The organism is Zooshikella ganghwensis DSM 15267, from assembly GCF_000428585.1.
GTDB classification, from domain to species: domain Bacteria; phylum Pseudomonadota; class Gammaproteobacteria; order Pseudomonadales; family Zooshikellaceae; genus Zooshikella; species Zooshikella ganghwensis.
The window spans coordinates 81,638-94,797 of record NZ_AUAF01000006.1; the positions used below are offsets into that span (position 1 = coordinate 81,638).

At 42.7% G+C, this 13,160-nt stretch carries 11 protein-coding genes and 1 pseudogene; 10 read left to right on the forward strand and 2 right to left on the reverse strand.

Annotation, left to right across the window (positions count from 1 at the left end):
* Window positions 1-10: 10 nt before the first annotated feature.
* Both F607_RS0102560 and F607_RS0102565 read left to right on the forward strand, forming a co-directional pair.
* A pseudogene (locus tag F607_RS0102560) lies at window positions 11-220 on the forward strand (transposase); the annotation flags it as partial.
* Window positions 221-529: 309 nt separating this feature from the next.
* A complete protein-coding gene (locus tag F607_RS0102565; RefSeq protein ID WP_027706789.1) occupies window positions 530-1,600 on the forward strand; it encodes a transposase in 1,071 nt (356 codons plus the stop codon).
* Between the two features lie 241 nt (window positions 1,601-1,841).
* Here the strand turns inward: F607_RS0102565 and F607_RS27870 are convergent, their stop codons facing one another.
* Window positions 1,842-2,033 (reverse strand): hypothetical protein, encoded by a 192-nt coding sequence (locus F607_RS27870; RefSeq protein WP_038289730.1) that lies wholly within the window; start codon window positions 2,031-2,033, stop codon window positions 1,842-1,844.
* Window positions 2,034-2,330: 297 nt separating this feature from the next.
* On the opposite strand from F607_RS27870, the gene F607_RS27875 reads away from it, so the two are divergent.
* From F607_RS27875 to F607_RS27885, 8 genes are all read left to right on the forward strand, one after another.
* Window positions 2,331-2,819 (forward strand): substrate-binding periplasmic protein, encoded by a 489-nt coding sequence (locus F607_RS27875; protein ID WP_169719754.1) that lies wholly within the window; start codon window positions 2,331-2,333, stop codon window positions 2,817-2,819.
* A gap of 1 nt (window position 2,820) precedes the next feature.
* A complete protein-coding gene (locus tag F607_RS32480) occupies window positions 2,821-3,087 on the forward strand; it encodes a hypothetical protein (protein ID WP_051310766.1) in 267 nt (88 codons plus the stop codon).
* A 631-nt stretch (window positions 3,088-3,718) separates the two neighbouring features.
* Window positions 3,719-5,695 carry a choline BCCT transporter BetT gene (gene betT / locus F607_RS0102590; protein ID WP_027706791.1) on the forward strand — a complete coding sequence of 659 codons (1,977 nt, stop codon included), beginning with the start codon at window positions 3,719-3,721 and terminating at the stop codon, window positions 5,693-5,695.
* A gap of 219 nt (window positions 5,696-5,914) precedes the next feature.
* Window positions 5,915-7,543 (forward strand): ABC transporter substrate-binding protein, encoded by a 1,629-nt coding sequence (locus tag F607_RS0102595; protein WP_084611074.1) that lies wholly within the window; start codon window positions 5,915-5,917, stop codon window positions 7,541-7,543.
* A 39-nt stretch (window positions 7,544-7,582) separates the two neighbouring features.
* The gene (locus F607_RS0102600) at window positions 7,583-8,542 is read left to right on the forward strand and encodes an ABC transporter permease (RefSeq protein ID WP_027706793.1); all 960 of its coding nucleotides are present in this window, start codon (window positions 7,583-7,585) and stop codon (window positions 8,540-8,542) included.
* Between the two features lie 23 nt (window positions 8,543-8,565).
* Window positions 8,566-10,542, forward strand: coding sequence for a dipeptide/oligopeptide/nickel ABC transporter permease/ATP-binding protein (locus F607_RS27880; RefSeq protein ID WP_051310768.1), 1,977 nt, complete (start codon window positions 8,566-8,568; stop codon window positions 10,540-10,542).
* A complete protein-coding gene (locus F607_RS0102610; protein WP_038289733.1) occupies window positions 10,539-11,558 on the forward strand; it encodes an oligopeptide/dipeptide ABC transporter ATP-binding protein in 1,020 nt (339 codons plus the stop codon). The genes F607_RS27880 and F607_RS0102610 overlap by 4 nt, the downstream gene beginning before the upstream one ends.
* Before the next feature lie 307 nt (window positions 11,559-11,865).
* Window positions 11,866-12,444 (forward strand): hypothetical protein, encoded by a 579-nt coding sequence (locus tag F607_RS27885; protein WP_051310770.1) that lies wholly within the window; start codon window positions 11,866-11,868, stop codon window positions 12,442-12,444.
* Window positions 12,445-12,645: 201 nt separating this feature from the next.
* Here F607_RS27885 and F607_RS0102620 read toward each other — a convergent pair whose 3' ends face one another.
* On the reverse strand, window positions 12,646-12,978 hold the full coding sequence (locus tag F607_RS0102620; protein WP_157365363.1) for a hypothetical protein: 333 nt from the start codon (window positions 12,976-12,978) through the stop codon (window positions 12,646-12,648).
* Window positions 12,979-13,160 lie beyond the last annotated feature (182 nt).

The window sequence follows — 13,160 nt, forward strand, 5'->3', positions numbered from 1 at the left end:
AGGTTTAAGGATGACACGGCCACGAAGTCAATTAGTTAGTGTGGCGGATACGCCGTACTATCACTGTATCTGTCGCTGTGTGCGCAGAGCTTTTTTGTGTGGTGATGATCAGGTAACAGGTAGAAATTTTGACCATCGTAAAGCCTGGTTGGTTGAGCGGCTTACTGAGTTGGTTAAGGTGTTTGCGATTGATATTTGCGCTTATGCGGTGATGTCAAATCAAGAAGAGGACACTCGCTTTTTGACTTAGGACAAAAAGGCATAAGAGGACACTCGCTTTTTGACTTAGGACAAAATATGAGCTGAGTAGCGGTGCTAATATACTGATTATTATTTGAGCAGTATTAGATGTGAGGTTTAAGGATGACACGGCCACGAAGTCAATTAGTTAGTGTGGAGGATACGCCGTACTATCACAAGGATCGCGAAAAAAGGGACACCCTAGATTTGACTTTGATCAAAAAGTAGTCAGGGTTGAGGGGCTATACTTTTGTTTATAAAGTAGTCAATTAGGTGTGGAGGTTTAAGGATGACGAGGCCACGAAGTCAGTTGGTGAGTGTGCAGGATACGCCGTATTATCACTGTATTTGTCGCTGTGTGCGCCGTGCTTTTTTGTGTGGCGATGATCGAGTGACAGGTCAAAATTTTGATCACCGTAAAGCGTGGATGGTTGAGCGTCTTACTGAGCTGGTTAAAGTATTTGCGATTGATATCTGTGCTTATGCGGTGATGTCTAATCATTACCATTTAGTGGTGCGCATTGATCAAGAAAAGGCGGAGCAGTGGTCTGATGATGAAGTGATTCGTCGCTGGCGCAAGTTGTATCAAGGCCCTTCTATGATTCAGCGTTATTTAGCAGGCGCAACACTGGATAAAGCTGAGCTTAATGTTGTTAATGAGATTGTTCAGCAATGGCGGCAACGATTATCTGATTTATCCTGGTTTATGCGTTGTTTAAATGAGCCTATCGCCCGTTGGGCCAATGATGAAGATGGTTGTAAAGGACGATTTTGGGAGGGACGCTTTAAAAGTCAGGCTTTATTGGATGAAGCGGCATTATTGACCTGCATGAGTTATGTGGATTTAAATCCTGTTCGTGCTGGCATGGCAGAAACTCCAGAGGCATCAGATTTTACGTCAATCCAAGCACGGATGGTGGCTTGGGCCAAGCGTCAACAAAAAAGCCAGCAGAAAAGAAAGACGCAAAATCAGACCTTTGTGCGAAAAACAAAACTGCCAAAACAAACCCTACCTGTCGTACCTCTATTACGTTTTTCAGGCAATGAAAAACAAGGTAAGAAAACAACAATCCCCTTCAATTTAAAAGACTATTTGCAATTAGTCGATTGGCTAGGACGTGCTATCCGTGATGATAAGCGTGGTGCTATCAGTACGCAACAGCCTTCTATTATTGATCGATTAAATATTAATAAAGATGAATTGCTTGCGTATGTAAGCCGTAAAGAAAAGCGTTTTATTGATGTGGTTGGAACCGAAAATAGTATTCAACAAGCCGTTATTCAATGGCAACGTAAATTTATTAAAGGTATTCGGTTTGCCAAACAACTATTTTCGGTAGAGAGCACTCAATATACATAATGTAAAAGAGTAAAGAATATAGTTTCATATTAATTGATAAAGAATGTGGTTTGCAAAAAAAAATGGTCGTGAAGAATCGTTATAGTTATGATATTCAGCTTTAGGCAATATTTGATTATTTACTATATGCCGTGTGACCATTTTAAAATAAATAGCTGTATTGGAACAGCTATTTCTGAGGGTAGATGTATAAACAGTCAAAAACAGTTTTGAGGTTTGAAGCTCTTGAACGAGTTTAATGCTAAAAACCATCATCAAGCATTTGGTCCATATCTTTAAGCACATCCTGTGCAAGTTCCTTGATGCCTTTTAATGCTTTTTTTTCAGTCGTTGCAAGGTAGGATAGGTTAGGAAACTCCTTGCATAGACCAATATAGCTTTCGTCTTCTTCTGACCAAACCGTTTTATAAGAAAGGCTTTTGTAGTCGGGCATCCTTACTCCTCCAATAATAAATCAATAAAATTATATTGTGTATCTATTTGGCTTTCAGGGTCAAGCTGTTTATAGCAATATGTTAAAGAGCCTACTTGAAGAAATTGCGGATTAATTACACAAAAACTACAGTTTGTTTGCAAAATGTTTTAAGCTTGATAGAAAGCAATAACTAACGTTCAACTTTTATTGTGGGTAGGTGAAGAACACGTTATGAGGCGTTAATTCTGCTAAGCTGGGGGAAGGAGTTCAGAATAAGAGTTTAATGTAATGAAATGCCTGAAAATAATACTGAGCATGTTATTCATAACATCGACTTCCTTATGGGCTGCTGAGGTACCAGTTGAAGTTGTTGGTTCCGGCGTGGTTCGAATAGCCACAGGAGAGTGGCCTCCATATATATCCAAAAAACTAAAACACTATGGTGTAGTTTCCCATGTCATTAAAGAAGCATTTGCTGAGGAGAATATCAAAGTTGTTTACACTTTTTTTCCTTGGAAGCGGGCATTAAAACAAGTCATGAACGGTAATTGGGATGCTTCTCCATCATGGGTGCCAACCCCTGAGCGATTGCATGATTTTCATTTTAGCGATGTAGTACATACCAGCAGCAAAGTTTTTTTTTATCTGAAAGAGAAACCTTTTGAGTGGCGTTCAATTAATGATCTGCAAAATTACACTATTGGTGCGACACTTGGTTACACCTATGGTGAAACCTTTGATAAAAGTGCAGAAAATGGTCAAATTATTGTGGTGCCACTGAGAAGTGATTTGTTGAATTTTTAAAATGTTACTAAAAGGGCGAATTGAGCTGTTTCCGGTTGAAAAAGAAGTGGGGTTTTCAATTTTGGGTGAGTATTTTAGTGTAGAAGATAGAAAGAGATTTACATTCCACCCTAAACCTGTTTTAGAAACATCACACCATTTAATCTTTACAAAAAATGCTAAAAAGAGTCTTTTCCTGCTGGAAAAGTTCAATCAAGGGTTAGCTAAGTTAAAAGCCAGTGGTGAATTTAAGCGTATGTTTGAAGCAAGCCTTAGGGGGGGAATATAAGGCAGAATAAGTTTAATATTAGCACTAGTATGAAAACTATATACCTTAAAGCTTACATAAATACCTATAAGCTTACAAAAAAGGATTTTTAGAGCTTATGGGAACAAAGGTGAAGCTGTCAAGCGTATTGGGTTTTCAAGGGAAGATTCCTGTTCAGCAGAATTTGCTGTATTTTTTTGGGAACTTACTACTTGACAAATGCTTAACTATGTTTTTTGTAAAAGTGTTAGCAGTAGTTTTTATTTGATTATTGTGGGTTTTATAATGGACGGTAAATAAAAAAATGAACGAAATACTTTAAATGAGGGTTAATGAGTGGATCAAAATCCTAAAACTGTTAAGATATACACTTATGAATACAACAGTTAAGCCTTGCTCGGATCGTTTTTTATATTGTTTTAAGGTTTTAAATGACCTGGTTTATGCTTAAGTTAGGCTGTTTAAAGCTTTGTTAAAACACATTAGTTGAAAGCTAAAAGACAGGCAGTCACTGCTGTGAAACGCCTGTTCAGTAATAATTTAGTGCTGATGTTGTACTGGGTGCGGAGAGTATTCATCCGTACCTTTAGGCAATAAATGATTCGCTAAGGTGTGTAGATCAAGCTTAACCAAGATTCTAAAAGGTGTAGTGATGTCGAGCTCCGATAATAAAGCTCATTTAAATCCCCCCGTTTTTTATACCGCATCAGGGTTGATTATACTCTTGGTGCTATTTACCGCTTTATTTCAGGAAACCGCTGATAGCTGGTTTAAAACAATACAAAGTGGCATTATCGATAATGGCAGTTGGTTTTATGTGCTGACTGTTGCCATTATTTTAATTGTGGTTGCCTTCCTTGGTTTATCTCGTTACGGCGAGATAAAGCTGGGGCCAGATCACTCAACCCCGGATTACTCTTATTTAACCTGGTTTTCCATGCTGTTTTCAGCAGGCATGGGTATAGGCTTAATGTTTTTTGGGGTAGCTGAGCCGGTGATGCATTTTTTATCACCACCGGTAGGTGATGCTAGTACGGTGGAAGCTGCTCGAGAGGCAATGAAAATAACCTTCTTCCATTGGGGGCTTCATGCCTGGGCGATTTATGCCATCGTCGCATTGATCTTGGCTTTCTTTAGTTATCGTCATTCTTTGCCATTAACACTGCGCTCAGCTTTGTATCCTATGATCGGTGAGAGGATATATGGGCCGATTGGTCATGCAGTGGATATTTTTGCAGTGATTGGTACCGTGTTTGGTGTTGCAACCTCACTGGGTTACGGTGTATTGCAAGTCAACTCAGGACTTAACCATTTATTTGATATCCCAGTAGATGTTACAACGCAAGTCTTCCTGATCATTGGGGTGACGTTGCTGGCGATTATTTCTGTCACAACAGGTTTGGACAAAGGTATCCGTATTCTATCAGAGCTGAATATGGGGATGGCGGTTTTACTTTTGGCGTTTGTCTTGCTATTTGGCCCAACGGTCTTCTTGTTGCAAGCCTTTGTACAAAATTTTGGAGCCTATGCTTCAGACATTGTCCGCAATACATTTAACCTGTTTGCCTATGAAAAGACCGACTGGATCGGTGGATGGACCATACTCTACTGGGGCTGGTGGATGTCATGGGCGCCTTTTGTCGGGTTATTTATTGCACGGGTATCGCGAGGCCGGACTATTCGCGAGTTTGCGATGGGCGTACTTTTTGTACCTACTGGCTTTACCCTAATGTGGATGACCTTCTTTGGTAACTCAGCGATTAATATGATTATGAACGAAGGGCTAACATCTTTAGGGGAAACGGTGTCTAGTGATGTGGCTTTAGCGTTATTTGCATTTTTAGAGCAGTTTCCAATGTCCAGCGTACTGTCAGTGCTCGCTACGGTAATGGTCATAGTGTTCTTTGTAACATCATCTGACTCCGGCTCCATGGTGGTGGATATGTTATGTTCCAATGGCCATGACAATACGCCTATTTGGCAGCGAATTTACTGGGCCAGTGCTGAAGGTCTCGTGGCAACAGTCTTATTATTAGTTGGTGGTCTGGGGGCTTTGCAAACCATGACCATTGCCAGTGCTTTGCCTTTTGCAATTGTGTTGCTGATAGCCACTTATGGGTTGATGAAGGCGCTGAGGATAGATGCTGCGAAGCGAGAAAGTCTACAAATGAATATTGCGCCCATTGCACCGACGGGTAAAGCGGGTAGCTGGCAAGACCGGCTGAGTAATATTGTGGATTATCCAAGTCGTGAAAACGTCAAACGGTTTATTGACAAAATTGCGAAACCCGCTTGTGAAACAGTTGCCAGTGAGCTTCAGACCCATGAGTTAGATGCATCTGTAGAAGTCGATGAAGTCAAAAACCGGGTAAGACTGGTCGTGTTTTTAGGAGAGGAAGTTGACTTTGTCTATGAAGTTAGAAGTCGCTCGCACATTAAACCAGCCTATTTGCAACCAGATATGGCTGAGGAAGAAGCTACAGAAGAGCAGCGCTACTACCGGGCAGAAATACACCTGCGTGAAGGTGGGCAGGATTATGATGTTATGGGCTGGTCAAAAGAAGCTGTGATTAATGACATTATTGACCAGTATCATAAACACATGCATTTTCTACACTTACTGCGTTAAATTAAGAATTATTCTTTAATTAATGTGTCGTGTATTAAAAGGGCTTAGAAATAAGCCCTTTTTTTATGGGTAACTTGACAGCGGAGGGTAAATAATGGTTATCCTGTATGATGTATTTTCACGGTGAGTCTGTAAAAATAATATTTACAGTGTTTTACTGACAGTTCCCGGAGTGCAAGTATGGTATGGATACCAACAAGGCTCAAAGCGTTATATCTCATGGGTGCGATAAGAGGTACTCTACAGCTTCGACCACGACCTCGATTACGTTCACGATATAGTTTCTTGAAAATAGTGTGTTGCTGGTTACTGGCTGTATTTTGCTTTTTTGGCTTTTTCCATAGGGCAAATGCACAGACACCTGAGAATATCTTAATCGTGGGGCAAATTGCTGAGCCGAAATCCATGGATCCTCATGCGGCCACTGCACTCAACGATTTTCGTATTTTAATGAATATGTATGATGGCTTAGTGCGTTATAAGCCGGGTACACTGGAGATTGAACCTGCGTTAGCTAAAGCATGGACTATTAGCAAAGACGGTAAACACTATACGTTTACTTTGCGTCAGGGGGTTAAATTTCATGATGGTACTGAATTTACTGCAGAAGCAGTAAAATTTAATTTTGAACGGATGCTTAACGACACGCATCCTTACCATAAAACAGGCCCTTTTCCGTTAGCTTTTTTCTTTAGTGTGGTTGAAAGCGTCATTGTGAAAGGACGCTACTCCGTTGAGTTTGTCTTAAAAGAGCCTTTTGCCCCTTTCCTTTCCAACCTGGCTTATCCTACAGGGTTAATTGTTTCTCCTGCAGCTGTTAAAAAACATGGTAAAGCATTTGGTCGTCAGCCTGTGGGTACTGGGGCGTTTCAATTTGCCGAGTGGCAAGGTAATCAAAAAGTCGTCATTACTCGAAATACTGCCTATTGGGATAGTGCGCCAACTTTAGAGGCTGTTATTTTCCGACCCATCACTGATGCCAATACACGTGTGGCGGAAATGCTAGCGGGTGGTATTGATTTAATGGTGGAAGTGCCACCTGATAACTTGGCAATGTTTGAAAAAGCAAAAGACGTGACTGTGTATCAGCAAACAGGACCTCATGTCTGGTTTTTAATTTTGAATATGAAGCATGGTCCATTTAAAGACAAGCGTATGCGCCAGGCGGTGAATTATGCCATTAATAAGCAAGCGCTGGTTAACAATGTATTGCAAGGCACAGCAGTGATTGCCGCAGGACCTACGCCCCCTGTATTTACATGGGCCTATAATGAGTCCCTTCAACCTTATCCTTATGATCCTGAAAAAGCCCGTAAGTTGATTAAAGCCGCAGGTTATCAAGGAGAAAAGCTGACTTTTTATGTAACAGAGGGTGGCTCTGGCATGTTAGAACCTGTAGCAATGGGTACTGCCATTCAAGCTGATTTGGCGAAAGTCGGGCTAAAGGTGGTTATTGAAAGCTACGAGTGGAATACCTTTTTGGGCAAGGTTAATCCGGGCCTCGGGGAAAAGGCGGACATGGCTGAAATGGCTTGGATGATTAATGATCCCGATACATTGCCTTACTTAGCACTCAGGACAGCCGCTTGGCCTGATAAAGGGGGTTTTAATTCAGGCTATTACACTAATCCGGAAGTGGATGCTTTGTTAAAAGCCGCGAGAAAAACGACAGATCAAGCACAGCGTGGACAGCTTTACCGAAAAGTACAAGCCATTGTGCATGACGATGCACCTTGGGCTTTTATTGCCCACTGGCAGCAAAACGCGGTGGCACACCATTCGGTAAAGGGGTTCCAACTGCAACCATCCTTTTTTTTGTTATTAAAAGATGTACAAAAACAGCGTTAATAATGCAGCACATGCTGTACCGCAGTGGCGCTAGGTCGAATGCTGACTTATATCGGTTACCGTTTATTAGCCATTACTCCCGTACTGCTAGGTTTGTCGCTGCTGGTGTTTTTGGTGATGGCGCTGATCCCTGGTGATCCTGCGACAGCGATTTTAGGTAATTTTGCAACACCGGAAAATGTAGCGCGACTTAATCAGCAGCTTGGTTTAGATAAATCACTTGCAGAGCAATATTTCATTTGGCTAAGTCACTTAGTCCAAGGGGATTGGGGGCGTTCTTATAGTCTCAATCGGCTAGTACTGGATGAAGTCCTGGAGCGATTTCATGCGACGTTAATACTGGCCGGTGCAGCTTGGCTGCTGTGCAGTGTGTTTGGGTTACTGGCAGGCGTAATTGCTGCAGTACGACAGTATAGCTGGATTGATAAAATCGTCACTTTTGTGGTGCTGGTGGGGATATCCATGCCCGCTTTTTGGCTGGGATTGCTCTTGATAATGCTGTTTGCTGTTGAGTGGCAATGGCTTCCTGCCAGTGGTATGTATGCCATTTATGGGGGAGGTGATATCAGGGATTTATTAACGCATCTGGTATTACCTGCATTGACGCTATCCATTGTAGCCATGGGGGTGGTGGCACGGCTTACACGCAGTGCCATGCTGGAAGTGCTGCGGCTGGATTATATTCGTACTGCACGCGCTAAAGGATTAAAAGAGCACCGAGTGGTTTTTCGTCATGCTTTAAAAGCGGCTTTAGTTAATATTATACCTGTCATGGCGATTCAAGCAGGATTTGTGTTGGGGGGAGCCGTTTATATTGAAACGGTTTTTCAATGGCCAGGTATTGGTCGTATGCTGGTAAATGCCATTGCCAGCCGCGATATTTTGTTAGTACAAGGCGGGGTGCTGATGGTAGCCACTGCTTATGTCTTATTTAATTTATGTGCTGATATTGCACAACATGCTTTAGACCCTCGTTTAAGACTGAGAAATCGTATTTAAACTTCAATTATTAAGTCATATTCATGCAGAGCTATGCTGTTTGGCGTAAAGGATTACATAAACCAAATCAGCCTGCTGTTCGGCCTTCAGGCTGGCAGCTTTTTATCCATAATCGCCTGGCGTATGTGGGAATGTGGGTTTTTGTTGGTTGTACCATCGTAGCCTGTTTATCACCTATTCTGCCAATGCCTGACCCTAATGAAACGGCACTTGCCCAGCGTTTGGTTAAGCCTTGGTTTACGCAATGGCTTGCCTCAGGAGTAGAGCAGGACCATGGGGGAGATAGTGGATGGTTAGGGACTGACCACTTAGGACGAGACATGTTGTCACGTTTATTATGGGGAACACAAGTCAGTTTACTGGTAGGCATTTCGGCAACCTTAGTTGCTGCATTGGTTGGGTCTCTCCTGGGATTAGTTGCAGGTTTTTGGGGAGGGCGTACTGATAACTTGCTGATGCGGGGTATCGATATGCTAATGGCTTTTCCCTATATTCTTTTGGCTTTAGCGATTGTGGCCGTATTAGGTGCAGGGTTGATGAATGCTTTGCTTGCTATCGCGATCGTCAATATTCCCTTTTTTGCACGTAATGTGCGTGGTGTCACCCTTGGTATAGCCCGTCAGCCATTTGTTGAAGCTGCACATTTAGTGGGCAAAAACAGACTGCAGATTTTATTGACGGATGTGTTGCCTAATGTCTTGCCTACTATCGTGATCACCATGACAACCACCCTAGGCTGGATGATTCTTGAGACAGCAGGGCTAAGCTTTTTAGGGTTAGGTGCACAACCACCGCAGGCAGACCTGGGCGCTATGTTAGGGGAAGGGCGAAAGCTATTATTTACGGCTCCCCATGTGTCGGTTATCCCGGGCTTGATGATATTTATTTTGGTCATGAGCATTAATCTTGTTGGGGATGGTATACGTGATGTGCTGGATCCTCGCTTAAAGTCTGGTGTAATGGGACGGCCTGCGGCAGCAACTGATGTGCAGTGTGAAAAGATTAAAAGCGAAATGATTACCGCTGAAGTGGATGGTCTTCAAGTAAATCAGTTGCAAACGGAATTTCGAATTGGAGCTACTACCTATCAGGCTATCAATGATGTCAGCTTAACCCTAGCGGCTGGTGAGTGCATGGGGCTGGTGGGGGAGTCAGGCTGTGGTAAGTCCGTTTTAGCACTTTCTATTGCACGTTTGGTCCCTTCGCCACCAGGCTGTATTGTGCACGGAGAGGTCAGGCAGGCCAGGGATGACTTATTACGTATACCTTTGAGTCAGTTGCAGAACATACGAGGTAACAAGGTGGCGTATGTTTTTCAAGATCCCGCAACAGCATTGCATCCGCTGTTTACTATAGGCGATCAGCTAGTAGAGGCAGTTCGGTCACATCATCCAGTTTCGTACCAACAAGCATGGCAGCAAGCGATTAATTGGCTTGAGCGGGTGCAGATACCTAATCCACAGCAGCGTGCACATAGCTACCCTTATCAGCTATCGGGTGGTATGCGGCAGCGGGTGGTGATTGCGATGGCATTAATAAATCAACCCCAGGTGTTAATTGCTGATGAGCCAACAACGGCATTAGATGTGACAGTTCAAGCTCAAATTTTGAGGTTACTTAAAAAGCTACAGCAGGATACAGGTGCCGCATTATTGTTTATTACTCATGACTTTGGCGTCGTCGCTTCGCTTTGTGAGCGAGTAGCCGTTATGTATGCAGGACAGATTGTTGAAATGGGGTATACGTCGGATGTCTTGAATCACCCAGCACATCCCTATACTCACCAATTAATTCGATGTGTTCCTAAGTTAGGTAATCCATTAACGGAGGAAGGCAAGCTTGCCACCATTGAGGGGTTACCGCCAGCCACCAATGCACTACCTACGGGTTGTTTCTTTAAACCACGGTGTCCTTGGGCAGACGCGAGTTGCAGCAAGTCTTCCATTGCCTTGACGCCTATAGCCAGTCAGCATTGGGTACGCTGTGGTAAGCCATTATGAATGTTCAACCTGGTCATTATCCTATATTAGAAGCGAAGCAGTTGTGGCGCACCTTTAGCGAAAAGCACTCATTTTTTAGGCGAAAGCAGCAGGGATTGCATGCCTTGCAAGGGGTTGATCTGTCAGTGCAGGCTGGTGAAGTGCTAGGGGTTGTCGGTGAATCTGGCTGTGGTAAGTCCACATTGGCTCGCTTATTAGTGGGATTAGACCGTCCTTCACGAGGTGATGTTTATTTTAATAACACACCCATTCACAGGCCTGATTCACAACACATGTTGGGTATGTATGACAAAGAAAATAAATACTCACTCGCTAAATCCTTACAATATGTTTTTCAGGATGCGGTAAGTGCGCTTAATCCTCGCAAAACAGTAGCAATGAGTTTGCAAGAACCCATGCAATATTTATTGGGTTTGACACGCCAGCACAGTGAAACCAGGTTAAAACAATTGATGGCTCAGGTTAAATTACCTTATGAACTATTACAGCGCTATCCTCATGAGTTGTCAGGAGGTCAGGCGCAACGGGTGGGAATTGCTCGGGCATTGGCTGCTGATCCAAAGGTTTTGGTGTTAGATGAGCCAGTGTCAGCATTAGATGTTTCTGTTCAGGCGCAAGTGCTTAATGTACTACTGGAATTAAAACAAACACATAAATTGACGTATGTGTTTATTAGTCATGATTTATCGGTAGTCGAAAAAATAAGCCAGCGAGTGAGTGTAATGTATTTTGGTCGAGTGGTTGAGCAAGGACCTGTTAATGATGTTTTTCAACAGCCATGTCATCCCTATACACGACTGTTATTAGCTTCAATTCCCAGGCTTGACCAGTCACTTGATATGAGTGGTATGGATAGTTCTACTGAACTACCTGATCCATTTAATCCACCTAAAGGGTGTGCATTTGCACCTCGATGTTCCAGAGCTAAGCCAACCTGCTTTCAGAAACAGCCAACATTATCCACGATGCCTGGAGAGCAACATACCGCAGCTTGTCACTTTCCACATTTATCCTAGGGCCTGTTAACACTATTTGAATCACCACTGCCGTAGACTATTTTTCCACCTGGCAAGGCACAAGGAATGCCGTGTAGTCATTCTACATAAGTGACTTGTAACGCTGCTAGGTGGAAAAATAATCACGGCCCGAAGGGTTATGATGGTAAAAGCACTACTCGTTGTTGCTCATTGCTCATTTAGAACCACTAAACTTCACGCTTCGCGCCTAGATTAGTGCTTTTACCCCCATAACAGTGATATTAAAATAGTGTTAACAGGCCCTAATGAGACTCGTTGTTGGGTTAATTAAAAGGAGAGCTTTTAAATGGACTTAAAACAACATTTAAAAGAAGGCGGTGGGTTTCTTTGTTGGTTTGCGTTGCTTATTTTAGTGGGATGTGCAGGACACATTGCTCCTGAGAAAAGTGAGTTACACGGTGTTGATGGTGTAGCTTGTGTCGGATACATTGATCAGCCTCCTGAAGGTGTTGTAGCGGAAGAAGATGAGTCATTGCTTGATGAATCTTTAGGAGTAACAGGAGAAGGGAAGCTATGTGCAGGAAAAACGTTTGTAGCAACCAAACCCGTTAAGGTTTACCAAGTATGGAATAGTCAAAAGGATTACACTAAGTATGGTCATTGGTGGTCATTTCAAGTACCTCATGGCCCTAAACAACAATACCGAGAACAAAATGTGATTTGTCCTTCTTGGAGCACATTAGACCGAATGAGTGAATGTACTTTAAAACCAGGTACTAAATTGGTGGTTGGTCCTGGCCAAAGTGCAAACTGCTTGTCAATAAGCTATCCAAAATCTGCCGTTAATCAAGTATTTGTACCTAATGATTCACGTAAGGACATTTTATACGTCGAAAACTGTACACCAGGCGACGTTTGGCCTTAAACTGCATGTATACCCTTCACGAATGATTTCTAGGTTTTGTTATCTTCACTCCTCACCCCAATCACCTATTAATACAGGCTCATGGGTAATATAGGCTCATGGGGCTTCGTCACTCGATGGCCGCACCTAAAAACCATTGGTATTGGGTATATTACCCATCAAAACGGTGGAAGCAGAAAATGCTTACACCGTTTCAATTGACTATGACATCAGTTGTGGCTGCTCTGTGGTAGCGCGTTTTTTAAGGTAAATGTGGCAAATAAAAAGCAAAGGTCCAGCGATACTTACCATTGATAAAAAGATAAATGAATACCGATAATCAATGTAAAGGAACAAGACGGTATATACCGAAATGATTGATGCACGCATAAAAAGAACTACGCGTTGAGCTTGCGCAATGAACCGTCCAATAAATTGATTGGGAATGTAGTGCATGATGATCGTTTGACTGGCAATTCTGGACAGTCCATTGAATAGCCCCCAGCCAGCAGAAGCCACATAAAACAGAGTTATTCCTGTGAAGTTAATGAGCATAGCGGTTGATAAGAAAAAGCCAATGCCCGCACAGATTAGTAAAATAACGCGATGCTCGACTTTTATTAGTTTGAAATGACAACCCCTGACCCCAACCTTTGTTTTGCCGAAACAAATTCAAAGGGACAGGGGATGTCAGTAGAAGAGTTTATCATAGCAGTTTATTGCTGGGTTGATGATAC